A 19,729-nucleotide genomic window follows, 5' to 3' on the forward strand; every position below is an offset into this window, starting at 1 on the left:
TGATTTTGAAAAAGGTATTGGTTCTTCTAAGCTTCAGTTTGATAATTACATTTTACGGATGTATAAAGTCAAAACCAGCTTTGGCTGAAGAGGTAGAACTGATTGTAAACAATAGTGAGTTTAACGGTGTAGTTTTGATTAGTCAGAACAATGAGCAGAGTCTTTTAAAAGCAAAAGGTTTTGCTGATATAGAAAAGCGAGTACCGCTCAAAACATCAGACTTGTTTGTCATAGGTTCTATTAGTAAGCAAATAACAGCAGTATTGATTCTCAAAGAATTTGAGAAAGGAAGTATAACACTCCACGACCCTATTTCAAAGTATCTTAAACTAGCCCAGCCTTGGTCAAACACGATAACTATTCATCACCTACTCACTCACACCCATGGAATTGTGGACGTAAATCAAGATTTAGCTTTTGAAGTTGGTTCTCAGTTTCAGTATTCTCAGTTGGGTTATGAGCTGCTCGCCAATATTTTGGAAAAAGTAAAAGGCCAGTCTTTTCAAGAAATCTCAACAGCTTTTTTTAGAGAAAACGGATTGATGAAAACGTTTCATCCTGCCGATACAACCTACTCTGATTTGGTGAAAGGGTACATTCAAAACAGCGATAGCACTTTTACATTTGAAACTACAAGTTTAGAAAACTACGTACCAGCAGGGGCTTTAATTTCTAATGTTGAAGATTTACAGCTTTGGAATAAACTTCTTTACAGTGGAGTTCTGGTGAATTTTGAGACGCTAGAATTGATGAAAACGAGGTATGCCACCAGAGAGCATCCTATTTTTGGTAAGGTAGAATACGGTTATGGATTATTATTTAAAGATGGTCAGGCAAATGTAGAAGTGGGAGCATTCGGCTATGCCCCAGCTTTTGTTTCGGCTTGTTACTATTACCCAGAGATAAAAACAAGCATAGTTGTTTTAGAAAACGTAGCCAGAAACTTGGAAGACTTTAAAAAGACTTTTGCTGTACATTCTGAAATTATGGCTTTAGCAAAACAAGCCGCCTTAAAAGAAAGCGGCTTGTAATGAAGGTTATTTTCTGAGCCACCAGCCAAACCAGAGACCTACTAAGCCCCAGGAACCAACGGCGTCCAAAAGATAAGCTAGCGTTGGTGTTTCAAACCAAATAGAGTTAAGATAAGGAATGGTGAAATATCCAATAAACCCTACAGCAATACAAGAGGTTAGAATTGTTTGAAAGTTAGGGTTAGTCATTTTTAACAATAGCCAAGCCATTAGACCCGCTGCCAGTATGTCAATTAGAAACCCGCGAGACATGCTGGCAGCCATATTATTTGTCATTTCTTTATGGAAATATACTTGTGCCCATGGTTTGCCCAAAGCGGATTGCATAACTTCTTGGCTATCTTCGCCAGGAGCAGCGTTTGGCATAAAATAAAAGCCCTCTTCTAAGTTTTCATTTAGAAATTCTAAGACCTTGTCCTGATTGGGAGAATATTGCTGGGTGTCAGCATGAAAATTGATAGCAGCCCAAGAGGCAAACTGCCACAGGAAAAGAATAAGGCCACCTACTAAGGCACCGATAATTAGTTTTTTCATTTGAGGTATAAGGTTAGTTTAATCAAGTTTCAAAAAAAATAACCTCAAATGCAAATGCTCTTATATTTTGCTAAATGCTCATAGCTAGGCTTTAAAAGCCATAACTGATTTTTCGATGATAGCTACAGCCTCCAGTATTTGTTCTTCGGTAATGACTAAAGGCGGAGCAAATCTGATTTTGTTTCCATGCGTTGGTTTTGCGAGTAGTCCATTATCACGTAGTTTTAAACAGATGTTCCAAGCCATTGGCGAGTCTTCATCTGTGTCAATTTCTATGGCGTTTAGCAAACCTTTGCCTCTTACTAGTCTAATAAGTGAAGTTTTGTCAATGAGTTTATTAATTTCATCTCTAAAAAGTTGTCCAAGTTTTTCGGCTTTATCTGCTAAATTTTCGTCTAAGACTACTTTTAAAGACTCCATAGCCACAGCACATGCCAACGGGTTTCCTCCATAAGTAGAACCATGCTCACCGGGTTTTATAGTAAGCATAATGTTGTCATCTGCCAATACAGCAGATACAGGTAATACACCACCAGAGAGTGCTTTTCCTAAAATTACGATGTCTGGTTTTATTCCAGAATGCTCTATACATAGCATCTTACCGGTACGGGCTATGCCAGTTTGGATTTCATCTGCTATAAAAAGCACGTTTGCGTTTTTACATAGTTTATGAGCTTCAGAAAGATAATTTGAGTCTGGAACTACTACGCCGGCTTCACCTTGAATAGGTTCTACTATAAATCCTGCAATAAATGGGTCTTCCATAATGGCTGCTTCCAGTGCTTTGATATCATTATAAGGAACCACATCAAAACCAGGCATATAAGGTCCAAAACCTTTCTTGCTCATTGGGTCGGTAGATGCTGAAATAACAGCAAGCGTTCTGCCATGAAAATTTTCTCCAGCAAAAACTATTTTAGCTTTTCCTTCAGGAATTCCTTTGACCTCATATGCCCATTTTCTACAAAGTTTCAATGCTGTTTCTACGGCTTCCACACCTGAGTTCATCATCAAAACCTTTTGATAGCCAAAAAGCTCACTCATGTATTGTTCAAATTCACCTAGCCGTGAATTGTAAAAGGCCCTAGAAGTAAGCGTTAGCTTTTGAGCTTGTTCTGTCAAAGCATTGATAATTCTAGGATGGCAATGGCCTTGATTTACAGCAGAATATGCAGAAAGAAAATCGTAGTATTTCTTGCCTTCTACGTCCCAAACGAAAACGCCATCGCCTTTATCTAAAACCACTGGAAGTGGGTGGTAGTTATGAGCACCATACTTATCTTCTAGGGCTATAAGGCTTTCTGAATTGTTCATTTCTGCGTATTTTTTTTATTTCTTCAAAGGTAATTATTTGACTTGTGAGATGTGCAGATGGAGTCATATTGATTATTTTTGACAAAATAAAAGTTGAATTAACTTTTTAAGGCCAATGGATAATACAGATAAAGAAATACTAAAATTACTTAGCCAAGATGGTCGGAAGCCTTATTCTGAAATTGCTAAGTTTTTAGATATTTCAAATACCATGGTACATCAGCGAGTAAGCAAGATGAAACAAAAGGGTTATCTGAAAGGAGTGGAGGTAGTACTGGATGAGCGAAAAATGGGTTACGAGTGGAGTGCTTTTACAGGGATAGAGCTTAAAGAAGATTCAGACTCGAAAGCTATTATAGCCGCACTAGAGAAGATTCCAGAAGTGATAGAATGCTATTATATAACAGGAAAATATACCCTTTATATTAGAATAGTGGCTAGAGATAGCGAACACATGCGGAGTGTACTTTATGAGAAAATTGACCACATTCCGGGGGTGCTAAAAACGGAATCACTCATTGATTTTGGTACAGCTTTTAAACGGGGAGTGCCTATTGTTTAAACCTTTTTTTGCTTAAAAAAACAAACATTAAATCTATTTATAAAGCCTGCAACAAGTTAGATTTCTCGCTATTGAATTTTGTAATTTGCGGGCTGAATTTAGACTTATGAGAGAAACAATATATTTTGATAATGCCGCCACCACTTCTTTAAGTCCTGAGGTATTAGAGGTTATGCTGCCTTATTTTAAGGAAATTTATGGAAACGGCTCTTCTATTCATGGAATGGGAAGAAAGGCCAAGGCCGCTGTAGAAAATGCAAGGAAAAAAGTAGCTGAAACTTTAGGGACTTCACCTTCAGAACTTTTCTTTACTTCAGGCGGAACCGAAGCAAATAATACTGTTTTAAGAAGTGCGGTAGAAAGCCTTGGTATAAAAACTATTATTTCTTCCAGTATAGAGCATCATGCGGTGTTGCATCCTTTGGAGTATTTGTCTAGTAAGGGTCTTGTTAACTTTAAATTGGTAAAACTTGATGAAAACGGTTCTGTAGATTATCAAGATTTGGAAGAAGTTCTAAAAAACAGCCCGAATGCTTTGGTGAGCTTAATGCATGGCAATAATGAGGTCGGGAATATTCTAGACTTGAAAAGAGTTTCTAAACTTTGTAGAGAAAATAAGGCTCTGTTTCACTCAGATATGGTTCAAACAGTAGGTAAGCTTCCTATCAATCTTCAAGAAATTGATATTGACTTTATTTCGGGCTCTGCTCATAAATTTCACGGGCCTAAAGGTGTTGGTTTCTTATATATAAATGCCAATAATAAACTTACACCATACCTTATAGGTGGAGCTCAAGAAAGAAATATGCGTGGCGGAACAGAGAATGTAGCTGGCATAAGTGGTTTGGCTCATGCCTTGGCTTTGGCCACAGCAGCCATGTCTGAAAGAAAAGCTCATATTTTGGCTTTAAAAACTTATCTTAAGAAAGAACTGGAATCATCTTTTAAGGGGATTAGGTTCAATGGTATGTCGGGAGATTTAGATAATAGCCTTTATCATATTTTAAATGCAAGTTTTCCTGCTCATCCAGATAATGAGATGCTCCTTTTTAGTCTAGACATTGAAGGTATTTGTGTTTCAGGTGGTTCGGCTTGCAGCAGTGGAACAGATATAGGATCACATGTATTAGAAGCACTAAAGATACAAGATGAAAGGGCCAATGTTCGTTTCTCATTTAGTGAGCAAAATACGATGGAAGAAATTGACAAAACCATAATAGTGCTAAAAAGGATTTTAGGTAAATAGTCCTTTTATTGCTCGAGTTCTTTTCAAAAACAACACGCTATGAAACAGTTATTAGATTATATAAAGACGGTTTTTATGCCCAACGAGGGAAATATAACAGAAAGCACCACTCCGGTATTTGTAAGTAAAGAAGAAAAGCAACTAGAAAGTATAGCTAATTCTCCTTTGCTTAGTAGAGACTTAAGCTGGATGACTTTTAATAACAGAGTCTTAGACCAAGCTAAAAAAGCGGACTTGTCTATTTTTGACAAGCTGAAATTTATGGCTATTACGGAGTCAAATCTAGATGAGTTTTTTACGGTAAGAGTAGGTAGTTTATATAACTATCTAGATTACGGAAAACAGCGAATTGATTATTCAGGCTTACGCGAAACGCCGTTTAGGGCTAGACTTTTGGCTTTAACCAGTGATTTTTATCAAGAAAGAAATAGACTTTTTAGAGAAGAGTTAGAGCCTGAGTTTCTGAAAAATGGCTTTAAGATTATAGGTTTTGAGGATTTAAATCCTACAGAAAAAAAGAAGGCGGTAGATTTCTTTGAAAATAATATTTTCCCAATGCTTACGCCAATGGTCTATGACCAAACACACGCATTCCCAATTCTTTTGGCAAAGAACCTTATTCTAGGAGTGGTAACTAACGCCAAGAAAAGGTTTTACAGCAGTTTAGATGATGAGCCAAGAAAGCTGTCTTTTATTCAAATTCCGAGAAACTTGCCAAAATTTTACACTTTTGAAGAGAATGATGTAATAAAGTTTTTGCCAATTGAGAGAATCATAATAAACCAAATTCAGAAGCTTTATAGAAATGTAAAGATTGAGTCGGTAGATGTATTTAGGATTCTAAGAAATGGAGATTTTACTTTAGAAGAGAGCGACGATATTGAAGCGGATTTTGTGGATGAAATCAAACAAAAAATTAAAGAAAGAAAGGTTGGTAGGTTAGTAAGTATTTCCATAGAACATGAACCGTCAAAATGGATGATGGATGTGCTCAAAAAGCGATGGGAGATAGATGAAGCTAATATTTTTATAAATACCGAGCTTATGGATTATACCCGTCTTTGGGAGCTTATAGGCCATCCTGAGTTTAAAGAAGAGCTGCCGCAGCCCAAACCTGCAGTACCTGCCTTTAACTTTGGTAGAGATAAGATGCATAGCATTTTTGATACACTAAAAGACCAGGACGTATTGCTACATCACCCGTATAATAATTTTGAGCCAGTACTTCAACTGGTGGAAAGGGCGGCAAAAGACCCTAAAGTGTTGGCCATTAAATTGACTATCTACAGGCTTGCCAAAAATTCTAGAATTACGGCTGCTTTATTAAAAGCTGCCGAAAACGGGAAACACGTTTCAGCGTTGTTTGAAATTAAAGCTCGTTTTGACGAAGAAAACAACATTAAAGAAGCCGCAAAACTTCAAAAGGCTGGCTGTTTTGTAATTTATGGCATTGGGGGTTTAAAGACCCACACCAAACTCATGCTGATAGTAAGGAAAGAGGGCGACAAAGTGGTTCAATATGCCCATATGGCCTCTGGAAATTATAATGAAGACACTGCAAAGCTCTATACCGATATAGGTATCATGACCTCTAAACCAGACTATACTAAAGATATTTCTGAATTTTTTAATGTAATTACTGGTCATTCTATCCCTACTAATTATCGGAATCTCATTACCTCTCCCAGAGATATGCGAAACACCATCATTGAGATGATTAGAAAAGAAGCCTCGAATGCGAAGAAAGGTTTACCAGCAGGTATTTGTATCAAAATTAACTCTCTGGAAGATAAAGAAACCATTGAAGAGTTTTATGCGGCATCGCAGGCTGGAGTTAAAATAGAGCTTATTGTAAGAGGAATTTGCTGTCTTAAACCTGGTAGAAAAGGTTTGAGCGAAAATATTAATGTCAAATCTATTGTAGGGCACTATTTAGAACACTCTCGTATTTTTTATTTCCATAATAATGGCCATCCGAAGGTTTTTGGTAGTAGTGCAGATGCCATGGTAAGGAGCTTCGACAGGCGTATCGAATCTATGTTTGAAATAGTGGATGAAGGCATTAAAAAGAAGCTTATTCTTATGCTAAAGAATAATTTAAAAGACAATGTAAACTCTTATGATTTACTTGAGTCTGGAGAATATATAAAGAGAGATTCTTCGGTAGAACCTTTCAACATTCATGAAGAGTTTTATAACTTAAAAGATGAAGACATAGAGAAGGCAAGTTTGGCATATTTATTCCAAAATGAGCCTGAGGTGGAGTTAAATAGAGAAGCCTAAAGAAAAACCTCCATAAAAATTTTGACCGCCGGTTTCTGAGGCTTCGTAAAATACGAGGCCGCTTCTTCTTACTCTAGGTGTTACACTTATTTTAAGTTGAAAAACTTTTGGTTTCGGTGGAATATCAATAACTAAATGAGTGCGGAAGGCAGCCACTAGGTTGAAATAATCTCTATTATTAGATGTAGGGTAAATGATTTTGGCATAACCGCCACCTAGCTCCAAAAAGTATTCTAGATCAAAAAGTGGAGGTTTGGTTTTGCATTTATTCATAACCCTAGAGGTAAGTCCTTTCTTTAGGTTATTTATCAAAATATTATAAGAAGCTCCTACTGGAATAGAAAATCCAGCACCTTGACCAAAACCTGCAGGCAAATAACCAAATCCAACACGTGCTGAAGCGAAACTCTTATGATACCTTAAAGGAGCCATTTCATAATTAATAGACATGATAGGGCTCAAGCCAAACCCCTCTGCTACTATAGCGGATTTGTACCGAGACCTATACATTAGCTGCGAATGTGCAGTATGTGCTAGTAGGGTAGCCAGCATTACCATTAAAAGTCTCCTGGAATTAATTTTCAAGGTTAAATAAGCATTTAAAGCACGTAAAAACGAACGAAAGTAAAACTATATGGTCTAAAATCCCTTATTTTGGGTCAAATTTCAAACCAAAATCCTTTTAATGGAACGTTTCACTGGCCTTTTAGGTATAGTTGTCTTGCTCGGAATTGCATTTTTGATGAGTAATAACAAGAAAAAAATCAATATTAAGCTGGTTTTGTGGGGCTTAGGCTTACAGTTAAGTTTTGCACTACTCATACTTAAAACACCTATTGGCCTGCCTTTTTTTAAATTCTTTGATGTCCTTATAGGTAAACTTCTTTCTTATTCTGACGCTGGTGGCGATTTCCTTTTTAAATCTTTTGTAAGTGGAATTGTGGATACTCCAAACTTAAACTTTGCCATTCGAGTATTGCCTACCGTTATCTTTTTCTCCGCTTTAGTTTCTTTGTTTTATCATTTAGGTATAATGCAGCGAGTGGTTAAGGCTATAGCATGGGTGGTTCAAAAGACCATGGGAACCAGTGGCTCTGAAACGCTGAGTGTGGCAGGAAGTATTTTTGTAGGTCAAACGGAGGCTCCTTTATTGGTTAAGCCTTTTATAAAAAAAATGACCAAATCTGAACTCATGACTATCATGGTGGCAGGTTTTGCCACTATTGCTGGCGGAGTGATGGCTATTTATGTCAAAATGCTTGAAGATATTCCCGGGATTGCGGGGCATCTTATGGCCGCATCTATTATGAATGCTCCTGCTGCTTTGATAATCGCCAAAATTATGTTTCCAGAAACGGAAGAGTCTGAGACGAAAAACTCTTTAGATATTAATGTAGAAACAAGTTCGGGGAATGTGGTAGAGGCTGTAGGAGATGGAGCGGTGGACGGTTTGAAGTTAGCTGCAAATATCGGAGCCATGCTGATTGCCGTGGTAGCTATTGTAGCTATGTTAGACGGAATGCTAGGTTATGCTAATACCTCGTTAGCAGAAATTCTTGGTGTAGCATTTAGACCTTTAGCCTGGACTATGGGTGTGCCATGGTCAGAAGCTAGTACAGTTGGTGGCCTTTTGGGCGAGAAAATAGTTTTGACAGAGCTTATTGCTTATGCCGATTTAAGAACAGTAATGGCTGATGGTCAACTTTCTCAGCGTTCTTCTATTATAGCTAGTTATGCACTTTGTGGCTTTGCTAATTTTGCTTCTATTGGAATTCAGTTAGGTGGTATTGGAGGAATAGCTCCAGAAAGAAAGAAAGATATAGCCAAACTGGCTACCAAAGCCATGATAGGTGGTGCTATTGCATCAAACTTAACGGCATGTATTGCAGGAATTTTAATTTGATTTAAAATTTTGAATAAAATATTTAAACCTTTCCAACCATTGCTAAACCTTCGGGGTCTTAGTTATTGAAAAGGGTTTTAGGGTTAAAAAGGTTGAGGGAACGCTTCATAGCAATTCCGTTCAACCTTTTTTCTTTTTAGGGCAGGTCAACTCTTATGTTGAATCGCCTCAATCCACTTTATTCTGTGCCATAGGCAACCTTTTTAGCCCCTCGTTCATTTAATTAATATCAAACTAGGTATTACATTTAGACAACTCATATTATGAAACAGACTTTTTTAAGCATACTCTTCGGAGTAATATTTTTGATGAATAGCTGTACAGTAAATAGCCCTTCACCTCAAAGTGTTGATGTCACTTTGGATGAAACTTTTGCAAATAGAACTACAGGTTTTGCTTTTGACTTTCTTAAAGAATTAGAAAAAGAAGAGATAGATGAGACCTTCTTTGTTTCGCCTTTAAGTCTTCACATGGCACTTGGTATGCTCTTAAACGGAGCCGATAATCAGTCAAAAGAAGAACTGATTAAAACCTTGAACCTAGAAGGTTTAGATATGGATCTTATCAATAGTAGTTATTTAGAATTAATAGATAAGCTACCTAATGTAGACCCTTTGGTAACAAATGAGTTGGCTAATTCACTTTGGCAGCGAAACGGCTTTGATGTAGAAGCTGATTATAAACAAACGCTAAAAGATTATTTCAAAGCGGAGCTTTATGAAGAAAATTTTGATGCAGCTACCCTAGCAAAAATTAATCAATGGGCGAGTGATAACACGCATGAAAAAATCAAAAAAGTGTTAGATGAAATATCAGAAGATCAAGTTCTTTTCTTAATGAATGCCTTGTACTTTAAAGGAGATTGGGCCAATCAATTTGACAAGGACAAAACATTTGAAGATAGTTTCAATGGGAAAAGTGGTCTGTCAAAGGTTGATATGATGGCTAACCTTGACACTTTTGCTTATGCGGATATGGGAAGCTTTAAAGCAGTAGATTTACCTTACGGAAATGAGAAGTATGGCATGCGAGTATTACTTCCAAAAGAAAACGATGTCTCTGCTTTGTTGAATAGTTTGGATGAGGATGTTTGGAAAGGTATGGACGAGAAGATGTCTGTTCAAAAAATTGACCTAAAGCTCCCGAAATTTAAAATGGAGTATGAGAAAAAGCTAAATGACGTTTTGATAAATATGGGTATGCCTTCTCTGTTTTCTAATGCTGCCGATTTGTCAAAGATTACTGCTCCCGCTGGTAAGATTAAAGTCGGTTTTGTGAAACAAAATTCTTTTGTAGCAGTAGATGAAGAAGGAACAGAGGCCGCTGCAGTTACTACTATAGGTATTGAACTTACCTCGGTGCCATCATATCCTTCTTTTTATGTCAATAAGCCTTTCTTGTTTTTCATTTATGAGAAAGGTTCTGGGACTATTCAGTTTGTAGGTAAAATATTAGACATAGAGAAATGAGAAATTTGATTATAATTTTCGTTTTTGCCTTGTTTGGTAGTTCCTGCACTACGGGTTATGATTGCTGCGTAGCACCGCCAGCACTATCAGAATTTCATGGTGAATGGAAATTAGTGAAGATAGTGAATGGATTTGCCCAAATAGAAATAGAGGGAGATGAAATAGGTTTTGAAGAATCACTGGTGATAGACGCGGCTGCTCAAACTTTTGTTAGAAAAAGAGAAGGCATGCAGGAAGAGACATCAAGGCTAGCCGTAAGAAAAGAAGGAGGACAGGACGCTTTGGTTCTTTTAGATGAGGATATGTATCATTGGTATCATTTTGAGGAGTTAGGCGGTGTTTACCATCTAGTTCTTTATCAAAAAAGTTATGTAGATAGTTATTTAGCAGACGGTTCTTCGTATTATTATTTACATCAATAATATAAACTTTCTGTGTGACGTATTTAATGTCAATTATTCTCCATAGCTTTGCGTGGCAAATAAGAGATATTTAATTATTTGCTGATGATGAACTCCTCCAAGCTTCTTTTTGAAGCACTTACCTACGACGACGTACTATTAGTTCCTGCTTATTCTGAGGTTCTTCCAAGGGATACCAGCACGGTAACCAAACTTTCAAGAAACATTTCTCTCAACATTCCTTTACTTTCTGCGGCCATGGATACGGTTACAGAATTTGAGATGGCTGTGGCCGTGGCTCAAGAAGGAGGAATGGGAATAATTCACAAAAATATGAGCATAGCTGCCCAAGCTGAGCAAGTAAGAAAAGTGAAGCGTTCTGAAAGTGGGATGATCATTGACCCAATTACTGTTAAGAAAGGAGCTCTTTTAGGAGATGCCCTGAAACTAATGCAGGAATTTAAAGTGGGTGGAATTCCTGTAATTACAGAAGACAATACCCTTTACGGAATTGTGACAAATAGAGATTTAAGGTTTCAGACAGATATGTATAAACCTATTGAATCTGTAATGACAAAAGATAATCTTATTACTGCAGCTTTAGGAGCATCCTTAGAGGAGGCTGAAAGCATTTTAATGGAGCATAAGATTGAAAAGCTTCCGATAGTAGATAAAGATTATAAGTTGGTGGGACTTATTACTTACAAGGATATTTTAAAGAAGAAAGATAGACCAAATGCTGCTAAAGATAGTTTTGGTAGATTATTAGTAGGTGCTGCGGTTGGTGTTACTTCTGATATTGAGGAGCGAGTAGCTGCATTAGTTAAAGCTGGAGTAGACTGTGTGAGTATTGATACGGCTCATGGCCATTCTAAAGGAGTTATAGAAACACTTTCTAGAGTTAAGAAAGCTTTTCCTAGCATTGATGTTATTTGTGGAAATATAGCTACCGGCGAAGCCGCAAAAGCTTTGGTAGATGCAGGAGCTGACGCCATTAAGGTAGGTGTAGGTCCTGGAAGTATCTGTACCACCAGAATCATTGCTGGAATAGGAATGCCGCAATTATCGGCTGTTTATGAGTCTGCTAAGGCCATTGCTGGTTCTGGTGTACCAATCATTGCTGATGGAGGAATAAGATTCTCTGGAGATGTGGTGAAAGCTTTAGCAGGAGGGGCAAGCTCTGTTATGATAGGTTCGCTTTTAGCAGGAACAGACGAAGCTCCAGGAGAAATGGTGATATATGAAGGACGTAAGTTTAAAACTTACCGTGGGATGGGTTCGGTAGAGGCGATGGAAGACGGGTCAAAAGACCGTTATTTCCAAGATGCAGAAGCTGATGTGAAGAAACTAGTACCAGAAGGAATTGTAGGCAGAGTGGCTTACAAAGGAAAAGCTGGCGAAGTTCTTTATCAAATGGCTGGAGGATTAAAAGCTGGAATGGGTTATGTAGGTGCTAGCAATATGGAGGAATTGCAGCAAGCCAAGTTTGTTAAAATTACATCATCAGGAATGGCAGAAAGTCATCCACATGATGTGCAAGTAACTAGAGAGGCTCCTAATTACTCGAGATAGATAATGAAAAATAAGATTTGATATCAGGGGGTAGCTTTTAAGCTTCCCCCTGTTTGTTTTTAAAACAATGATAAACCAAGAAACCAAAATATTTACGCCCCAATACTTACTCCTTTGCTTAAGCTCATTCTTATTTTTTGCCAGCTTTAATATGCTTATTCCTGAGTTGCCAGATTACCTGAGCAGCATGGGAGGCGAAGACTTTAAAGGTTTAATTATTGGTGTGTTTACTATTACTGCTGGACTTTCTAGACCGTTCAGTGGCAAGTTGACCGACAAATGGGGCAGAATACCCGTCATGGTAGTTGGAGCCGCTGTTTGTGTATTATGTGGCTTTATTTATCCATGGGCTAATACCATTTTCTTCTTTTTATTATTAAGGCTTGTTCATGGATTTTCTACTGGCTTTAAACCTACGGGAACCGCTGCTTTTATAGCGGATATTGTGCCAATCACTAGAAGGGGAGAGGCTATGGGTATTTATGGTTTTGTTACTAGTACCGGAATGGCTTTTGGGCCTTATTTGGGAAGTATAGTGGCATCAGAGTTTTCACTTAATACCCTTTTTTATACCTCTTCGGTTTTTGCATTTATGTCTGTTGCCATTCTTTTTTCTATGAAAGAAACACTAGCAAAAGAAAAGAGAGAGCCATTCTCTTTTAAGCTTTTTAAAATTAAACGTTCAGACCTATTTCATCCAGACCTCTGGCCAGTGGCGGTTACCGTATTCTTAACCTCTTTTGCTTACGGCACCATCATAACCCTGACCCCAGATTTGAGTAAAATTGTAGGTGTAGAAAATAAGGGGCTTTTCTTCTTAATATTTACGTTGGCATCGCTCTTTACTCGAATTTTAGGTGGTAAAATATCTGACAAAAAGGGAAGGGTTCGTGTTTTAATATTTGGAGCGGTACTATTAGTGATGGCCATGGGCTTAACTTCTATTACCTCACACTATTACTTTTTTATAGCTGGAGGTATATTTTTTGGAACTTCATGGGGTTTGATTTCTCCTTCTTACCAAGCTTGGACTATTGACCTATGTTCTGAAGAAACCCGAGGCAGGGCAGTGGCCACCATGTACATTGCTTTAGAAGCGGGCATAGGTCTTGGAGCAGTAGTACCTATGTTTTTATATGATAATAAACCAGAACAGATAGGCTACGCTTTTCAGCTTTGTATGCTTATGGCTGCTTTCGCAGTTGTTTTCTTGGTTTGGTATAAAAGGAAGTTTAAAGTGGCTTAGCTAATTGATATCCTAATGGCTTTTTGATGGTGTCTGATATGAAAGGTAAAAAAAAGGCACATTTCTCTAATGGATAGTTTTCCTAGAACTGGCTGCGGTAACCTTAAGCTACTTAGTTGCCATTCTGGGGTCTGATCTATTAAGATTATTACATCCTGATGGACATTTAGAAATTGTTCCATTTCATATGCTAAGGAGCTGATTTCATGCATTCTAGGTTCAAAACCAGTAACTGCTGGGAATTCTGCGTTTCCGTATGTTCTTTCAATCCATTCAGAATCTCTTTGTTCATTTAGGTTAAAACCAAACTTTAAAACCAAGGCAATCTTTGGTGCTCTTAAAGCTTTCCTAAAGATTTTAGCACTCAAGGTTAAGTGAGCCATGTTTTGAGCAGCAGACCATTTGTTATTTTTTTGGAAGTAAAACTGCTCTTTAGTTAAATGGTCTACATCATTAATGACGGAGTCAAGCGTTTTCTGAAAGTCTTCCTTAATTTCTAGTTTGTTCATAATACTTTTCAATTTGATTAAAGGCTATTGGCCAAAGGCTGTTTAGTTTTCTTCTACGAAAGAAATTGAAATGTCCGATGGATTTAAGTCCAAAGTCATTTGGTTTTATCCATTTAAAATTAACCGGTGTTTTTGTTTTCACGTGTCTCCATAAATTGTCCACGTTTTGTCTGGAACAGATGTCATCGTCAATAGCCGTAATTACAGTTATTGGAAAGTTGAACACTTGTGGGTTTTGTAATTCAGAAATACCTTTGGCATTGTTGGGGTGGTAAAAATAGTCGGGGTATTTGCACCACCGTTTCCATGTATTTGTGATGTTTTTAGGCATGTCTTCCATTAAACCCAAAAATTTAAGTTTAGAATAACCATAAATTAAATGGACTATGGGAGCTATTATGTCAAAGAACAATAAGGAGCGGAATTTGTTGCCAGGTGGCATAGAGCCTCTATAGCCAGATGAAGTGGCCACGCATATCATTCCGTCTACTTTATCTATATTAGGAACGAAAGGGATTAATTGACCACCCACACTATGAGAGACAAAAAATAAGGGCAAACCTGGGTATTTGTTTGATAAGAAATCAATACCCGCAGCCATGTCTTTTCTACCCCAATCTAATAGTTCATAATTACAGTTTTTTAACCCTTTTTCTGGTTGTGAATCACATACTCCTCTGTAATCATATAATAAACAAGCGTATTTTTTTTCGCCAAAAAATGTTGCGAGAGCCCTATAGAATTCTTTTGGTACGGCTGTAGCAGAATTAAATTGTATTAGAGCTTTTGGTTTTTCTGGTGCTAGTAAGATTGCCGAAAGCTCTATACCGTCAGAAGTGATTAAGCTAATGTTTTGTTTTTCTATGCTAACCAAACGTTTGTTATTTATTGGGTTATTTTTTTTATTTCATTTTTGAAAGTGTACGTACAAACACGTCTTTAAGGTATTGGTCTGTTTCATAGAGCTGGCTAAACATAACAGCACCTTCAAATTCCATAATAGACTGCTCAGCAAGTCGGCTTGAGGTAGTTTCTGGATACTCTTCCATGAATATTGTTTTCATAGCTTCCTTCCAAGAATCAAAAATTCCTTTTAACGTTTCTTTAAAAATTACTGATTGGCCTGCTACTTCTAAGGTGGTATTTCCTACTATACAGCCACCTTCTTGAGAAAGTAAGGTTTTGCCAAGCTTCAGGAGCATTTTTTCCATTTTATCTCGTGTAGATATTCCAGTTTCTTTGGAAATAGAGAAAACGGCATAATCAAGATAGCTTTTTACACTCTTTAAGACCTCTGCCATGAGTACCTCTTTCGATGCAAAATAGTGATAGAAGCTGCCCTTCTGTAAGCCGCAAGCGGTAGCCAAATCACTCATTGAAGTTTTATAATAACCGTTTCTCCGAAACACGGTTAATGTTGTTTGAATTATCTCCTCTTTGTTAGTTTTTGTTAAAGGCATATCCAAAGTTAATAGAAATATTGAATATGCCAAACGAGCGTTTAGTAAGCTCAAAAAAAAAGACCAACAATTGTTTGTCGGTCTCTCTTAAAAAAGCATTATTATTTGATTACCGCTGCCCACATTTTATCGGCAACAAACCTGTTTCCAGTTGCATTTAAGTGAACTCTATCCGTAGTTAAAATTCCTCTATCTTTATTCTCTGAGTTGTTATTTAAATTATAAGCTAAAAAATCTTTTCTGAGGTCTATTACTTCGCATTTGTTTTTTTCGGCTAGGCCTCTAATGATTTTAGAATATTCATTGAGGTCACCATCTTGCTGGTTGCTATGGTCTGTTTTTTCGCCAATGGCTGCAGGGGTGCATAATAGTACCTTAATATTTTGCTTTTGAAGCTTCTCTATTACCGCTTGATAAAACTTTTGAAACTTATCAGCATCTGTTCCGGTTCCATGACTTGCTTTATGCCAAACATCGTTTACTCCCACAAAAAGAACTACCACATCAGGATTTTTAGAAAGGACATCATCTTCCATCCTGAGGTATAAGTCGTAAATTTTATTTCCGCCTATTCCGGCTCCAATGAGTTCATATTTATCTTCCAAACCTTTTGACTTGAGTTCTTCTTGCATTAAGGTAATATAGCCTCCTTTGTTAACACCAGCCTGAGTAATAGAATCTCCAAAGAAAATTACTTTGGTAGTTTTTGATTGGAACGAAGTGACCATAAAAAATAGGAGAGAGAGACTAAGAAGTTTTAAATATTTCATTTTGTAAGGGTATGATTAAGGCACTAAAGATATGTTTTCATTTTCGATTTTCGAAAGAAAAGGGAGCGTGCCTTTTTCATAATCTACAGGAAGTTCGTCCAAATCATAATTTTGGTCTTCGTACCCATAATTATTATAGTCTTGAAAAAAGAAGGGACCAACTTTTTGTCGGTTAATTGCTTCTCTAAACCTGACACCGCCACCGCTCGTTTCATAAGAGTATGCTAAGTAATCGACTGTTTTTGAGTTTGCGTTTATCCAAAACTTGTAAATGTCTTGATGATCTTCCCCTCCACCTTCTTCATCAAACCAAACTCTGATTTGATGATATTTTTGACCTTTTATGGTAACTTCCTTTTCGTAGGCCTTATTAACAGCGGGGTCATTTAAACCATATGGCAAAAAGAAAAAGTATGCTACTGAGTTAACTGAGTTTTCATATTTTTTGGCAGTACTGTCAGAAAGCGAAACAGGCGTATTATTTATCAAACGTTGAAAGGAATTGTTTCTAAGTACATCTGTAATGGTATTGCCTAGGCTGTCTTTCAAGGTTCTTTGGTAGGTGTAATCACCCTTATTTCTTTCAAATTTATAGTCTATCCCTCTAAAAGTAAAGGCTGTATGGATATTTTGAAAGGATGAGCCTCCTTGGATTTCGATGGCATCATCAATGATTTCTTGCTCTTTCTTAATACAAGAAATTAGGGAAGTGGCTATTAAAAGAGAAAAGAGAATTTTGTGCATAAATGTTTCTGGTTTGTCACACAAACGATTTACGCGAAAGGAGGGTTTCCCTTATTGGCTAAAAAAGGAGGCTCTTTAAAGAAAATTATAGAGCCTCCTAAGATTTATTTCATCGTTATTTCTTCTGATTCAAACTTGATAACAGGATTTTTAATGGCGGGCAATGTTTTTAAATATGCATAAATAGCTCCTAAATCATCTTCTGTCATGCCGCCATACATCATCCAAGGCATAAACGTTTGAAATTCGCCATTCATAACTTTGGGAGGAGTGAAGGTACTGTCGGTGTAGCTTTTGAAAAGAGTTATAAAATCTTTTTCTGAAAGGAGTAGGCCTGTCTTTGGGTCTGGGGTAAGATTGGCTGCATATACAGTTCCAAAGCCGGCTAAAGGGAAGCCTGTACCTCCGCCAAATTCAGTGCCTGGAATATTATTTCCTTTTGAGTCTTTTTTAGAATGACATTCTATACAGCCTGCGGCATTTGTTAAATATTTTCCATAATTTATTTTATCGGTTTTGTCGGGCAATAAAACAGGATTAGCAGGGCTTGGGAAAGTATTCTTTATTAAGCTAACTGGGAAGTCAGTGCTAGACTGTTTGTTTTTCGAGTTTATCGGTTTTAAAGAACGTAGATAGGCTATAATGGAGAATACATCTTCGGTAGCCATTTTATTATATGCAGGCCATGGCATTACAGGGAAAATAACCTCATTACTTTTAGTAACTCCAGAGGTAATGGCTCTGTATATTTCGCCGTCGGTCCAGTCTGATAAACCATGTGGCGTGATATTTCTAGAATAAAATGTACCTGGGAATCCTTGATTTTGGTCGAATTTTTCTCCTCCGGCCCCTTCAGTCCCCGGTTTTGGAGGTCCCGAAAGTAAACTGAAGTCACGCTCAGCGTGACAATCCATACACAGGGTTACATGGTTAGCCAAGTATTTTCCTCTTTCAATTCTTTCAGGACTTAGTTCAATCTCGAGTTCGTCAGAAACAGGAACGTTTGGCAACGCAAATTTGACATAACATATGGCTATCAATAGAGCTCCAAAAAGGCTCAAAAGTAAGTATGTAATTATTTTTTTCATGGTGTTCCGGTAAGTTTATGACGTCAAATTATAAGCTAAGAATGGGAATTCAATATTTTTTTACTGAGCGGGCATTTTTTTGAAAAACCGCATTGATTAATTACAATTTCAAGCATATTTGCAGTATGCAAGAACTGTTTAGTGTTAATGAAACTCTTTTTACTGTTTTAGGCTATGATATGAGCCTTATCGAGCTAATTGCTACTATTTCTGGCGGTATAGCTGTCTGGTTGTCGGCGAAAGAAAATGTTTGGAGTTGGATTATTGGTCTTATAAACGTGGTTTTAGCGTTTTTTATGTTCTTTCAGATTCAGCTTTATCCAGATATGTTTCTGCAGATATTTTTCTTCATCACCAATATTATCGGTTTTTGGCAATGGAAGTTTCCTAAAGCAAGCGAAGCTAATGCAGTAAATGAATTACAAATCACAAAATTGAGTGTTCGAAATTTTGCTCTTCTATCTGCCCTAGGCGTAATAGGCACCCTTATAATGGGTACTTTTTCGAGCAATTTACATGAAATAGCACCTAAGGTATTCAGTATACCGAGTGCTTTCCCTTATATGGATTCTTTTACCACGGTCATGAGCATTGTGGCCACTTTTATGCTGATAAGAAAGAAAGTGGAAGCTTGGTGGATATGGTTGGTAGTGGATGTGATAGCCACTTACATGTATTACATCAAAGATGTGAAACTTTATTCGCTGCTCTATTTCATATTTGTGATTATCGCGGCCTTTGGAGCTATGGAATGGACTAAAAGGTATTTGAAGCAGAAGGAGGTTTAATTGACAATATGCCATTTAAGTAAGCCTGCTTTTGCTAGAAAATAGCGAAGAGAAACACCTAAAACTCCGATACCATATTTCGAGCTTCTAGCAAAGTTGATAGAAGAAGCTTCGTCAAAGTATTTGGTAGGGCAGGTGACTTCCGCAATCTCGTACCCTTTCCAGAATATTTGGGCTATAATCTCATTGTCAAAAATGAAGTCGTCATCACATTTTTCAAAATCAATGCTGTTTAAAACTTCGGAAGAATAGGCTCTGTAACCAGTATGGTATTCCGATAGTTTTTGACCTAGAAGGATGTTTTGGGTCAATGTTAAGAATCTGTTAGCAATGTATTTGTAAACAGGCATGCCACCGTTCAATGCTCCTTTTCCCAAGATTCTGGAACCAAAAACCACTGGGTATAAGCCTTCGCCGATGATGGATGTCATAGCTTTGATAAGTTTTGGTGTGTATTGATAATCTGGATGAACCATGATGATTATTTCACCTCCAATTTCAATGGCTTTGCGATAGCACGTTTTTTGATTCCCTCCATAGCCTTTATTCTTTTCATGGCTAATCACATGCTTTATGCCTAGTTTTTGAGCTACTTTGACGGTCTCGTCAGGACTAGCGTCATCCACTAAAATCACCTCATCTACCACATCCATAGGGATTTCTGCAAAAGTCTGCTCTATGGTTTGAGCTGCTTTATACGCAGGCATTACCACCACCACTTTCTTATTATTATACATTAAAGTCTATCGTTGGGTTTGGTCTTCTGAAAATCAGAATTCGTGCCAAAATAGTATATTTTTGAAGATAAT

General features: G+C 37.3%; 20 protein-coding genes. 10 read left to right on the plus strand and 10 right to left on the minus strand.

Translation table 11 applies throughout. The annotated features are described in order from the left end of the window. Positions 1 to 5 precede the first annotated feature (5 nt). A complete protein-coding gene (locus tag AADJ06_RS19590) occupies positions 6 to 1,031 on the plus strand; it encodes a serine hydrolase domain-containing protein (RefSeq protein ID WP_341228190.1) in 1,026 nt (341 codons plus the stop codon). 6 nt (positions 1,032 to 1,037) lie between these two features. Here the strand turns inward: AADJ06_RS19590 and AADJ06_RS19595 are convergent, their stop codons facing one another. Next, the gene (locus tag AADJ06_RS19595) at positions 1,038 to 1,565 is read right to left on the minus strand and encodes a hypothetical protein (protein WP_341228191.1); all 528 of its coding nucleotides are present in this window, start codon (positions 1,563 to 1,565) and stop codon (positions 1,038 to 1,040) included. 84 nt (positions 1,566 to 1,649) lie between these two features. Further along, positions 1,650 to 2,879: an ornithine--oxo-acid transaminase gene (gene rocD / locus AADJ06_RS19600; protein WP_341228192.1), complete on the minus strand. Its 1,230-nt coding sequence runs from the start codon at positions 2,877 to 2,879 to the stop codon at positions 1,650 to 1,652. Between the two features lie 115 nt (positions 2,880 to 2,994). Between rocD and AADJ06_RS19605 the strand changes: the two genes are divergently transcribed. From AADJ06_RS19605 to ppk1, 3 genes are all read left to right on the plus strand, one after another. After that, complete coding sequence (locus AADJ06_RS19605) at positions 2,995 to 3,441, plus strand: Lrp/AsnC ligand binding domain-containing protein (RefSeq protein WP_341228193.1); 447 nt, start codon at positions 2,995 to 2,997, stop codon at positions 3,439 to 3,441. A gap of 106 nt (positions 3,442 to 3,547) precedes the next feature. Continuing rightward, positions 3,548 to 4,687 (plus strand): cysteine desulfurase family protein, encoded by a 1,140-nt coding sequence (locus AADJ06_RS19610; protein ID WP_341228194.1) that lies wholly within the window; start codon positions 3,548 to 3,550, stop codon positions 4,685 to 4,687. Between the two features lie 39 nt (positions 4,688 to 4,726). Then, positions 4,727 to 6,970 carry a polyphosphate kinase 1 gene (gene ppk1 / locus AADJ06_RS19615; RefSeq protein WP_341228195.1) on the plus strand — a complete coding sequence of 748 codons (2,244 nt, stop codon included), beginning with the start codon at positions 4,727 to 4,729 and terminating at the stop codon, positions 6,968 to 6,970. On the opposite strand, the gene AADJ06_RS19620 is transcribed toward ppk1, so the two are convergent. After that, complete coding sequence (locus tag AADJ06_RS19620) at positions 6,953 to 7,555, minus strand: hypothetical protein (protein ID WP_341228196.1); 603 nt, start codon at positions 7,553 to 7,555, stop codon at positions 6,953 to 6,955. The two genes, ppk1 and AADJ06_RS19620, sit on opposite strands and share 18 nt — an antisense overlap. 100 nt (positions 7,556 to 7,655) lie before the next feature. Here AADJ06_RS19620 and AADJ06_RS19625 point away from each other — a divergent pair, with 100 nt between their 5' ends. The 5 genes from AADJ06_RS19625 to AADJ06_RS19645 all read left to right on the plus strand — a co-directional run bounded on the left by AADJ06_RS19625 (position 7,656) and on the right by AADJ06_RS19645 (position 13,561). After that, positions 7,656 to 8,873: a nucleoside transporter C-terminal domain-containing protein gene (locus tag AADJ06_RS19625; RefSeq protein ID WP_341228197.1), complete on the plus strand. Its 1,218-nt coding sequence runs from the start codon at positions 7,656 to 7,658 to the stop codon at positions 8,871 to 8,873. Positions 8,874 to 9,136: 263 nt separating this feature from the next. Then, positions 9,137 to 10,342, plus strand: a complete 1,206-nt coding sequence (locus AADJ06_RS19630; RefSeq protein WP_341228198.1) for a serpin family protein — start codon at positions 9,137 to 9,139, stop codon at positions 10,340 to 10,342. Next, positions 10,339 to 10,764 carry a hypothetical protein gene (locus tag AADJ06_RS19635; protein WP_341228199.1) on the plus strand — a complete coding sequence of 142 codons (426 nt, stop codon included), beginning with the start codon at positions 10,339 to 10,341 and terminating at the stop codon, positions 10,762 to 10,764. Before AADJ06_RS19630 ends, AADJ06_RS19635 begins: the two co-directional genes overlap by 4 nt. A gap of 81 nt (positions 10,765 to 10,845) precedes the next feature. Beyond that, entirely contained in the window at positions 10,846 to 12,315 is a 1,470-nt protein-coding gene (guaB, locus tag AADJ06_RS19640; RefSeq protein WP_341228290.1) for an IMP dehydrogenase, read from the plus strand. 67 nt (positions 12,316 to 12,382) lie between these two features. Continuing rightward, positions 12,383 to 13,561: an MFS transporter gene (locus tag AADJ06_RS19645; RefSeq protein ID WP_341228200.1), complete on the plus strand. Its 1,179-nt coding sequence runs from the start codon at positions 12,383 to 12,385 to the stop codon at positions 13,559 to 13,561. Here the strand turns inward: AADJ06_RS19645 and AADJ06_RS19650 are convergent. The 6 genes from AADJ06_RS19650 to AADJ06_RS19675 form a co-directional block, all read right to left on the minus strand. Beyond that, entirely contained in the window at positions 13,558 to 14,070 is a 513-nt protein-coding gene (locus tag AADJ06_RS19650) for a DinB family protein (protein ID WP_341228201.1), read from the minus strand. The genes AADJ06_RS19645 and AADJ06_RS19650 overlap by 4 nt on opposite strands. Beyond that, positions 14,051 to 14,944, minus strand: coding sequence for an alpha/beta hydrolase (locus AADJ06_RS19655; RefSeq protein WP_341228202.1), 894 nt, complete (start codon positions 14,942 to 14,944; stop codon positions 14,051 to 14,053). The genes AADJ06_RS19650 and AADJ06_RS19655 overlap by 20 nt, the downstream gene beginning before the upstream one ends. Positions 14,945 to 14,972: 28 nt before the next feature. Beyond that, a complete protein-coding gene (locus tag AADJ06_RS19660) occupies positions 14,973 to 15,530 on the minus strand; it encodes a TetR/AcrR family transcriptional regulator (RefSeq protein WP_341228203.1) in 558 nt (185 codons plus the stop codon). Positions 15,531 to 15,631: 101 nt separating this feature from the next. Next, positions 15,632 to 16,300 (minus strand): GDSL-type esterase/lipase family protein, encoded by a 669-nt coding sequence (locus AADJ06_RS19665; RefSeq protein WP_341228204.1) that lies wholly within the window; start codon positions 16,298 to 16,300, stop codon positions 15,632 to 15,634. A gap of 15 nt (positions 16,301 to 16,315) precedes the next feature. Beyond that, complete coding sequence (locus AADJ06_RS19670) at positions 16,316 to 17,044, minus strand: DUF6503 family protein (protein WP_341228205.1); 729 nt, start codon at positions 17,042 to 17,044, stop codon at positions 16,316 to 16,318. Between the two features lie 104 nt (positions 17,045 to 17,148). After that, the gene (locus AADJ06_RS19675; RefSeq protein ID WP_341228206.1) at positions 17,149 to 18,132 is read right to left on the minus strand and encodes a c-type cytochrome; all 984 of its coding nucleotides are present in this window, start codon (positions 18,130 to 18,132) and stop codon (positions 17,149 to 17,151) included. A gap of 125 nt (positions 18,133 to 18,257) precedes the next feature. Between AADJ06_RS19675 and pnuC the strand changes: the two genes are divergently transcribed. Then, positions 18,258 to 18,920 carry a nicotinamide riboside transporter PnuC gene (gene pnuC / locus AADJ06_RS19680; protein WP_341228207.1) on the plus strand — a complete coding sequence of 221 codons (663 nt, stop codon included), beginning with the start codon at positions 18,258 to 18,260 and terminating at the stop codon, positions 18,918 to 18,920. Here pnuC and AADJ06_RS19685 read toward each other — a convergent pair. Then, a complete protein-coding gene (locus tag AADJ06_RS19685; protein ID WP_341228208.1) occupies positions 18,917 to 19,657 on the minus strand; it encodes a glycosyltransferase family 2 protein in 741 nt (246 codons plus the stop codon). The genes pnuC and AADJ06_RS19685 overlap by 4 nt on opposite strands. Positions 19,658 to 19,729: the final 72 nt, after the last annotated feature.

Origin of the sequence: uncultured Arcticibacterium sp., from assembly GCF_964021845.1 — a bacterium.
Taxonomy (GTDB): domain Bacteria; phylum Bacteroidota; class Bacteroidia; order Cytophagales; family Spirosomataceae; genus Arcticibacterium.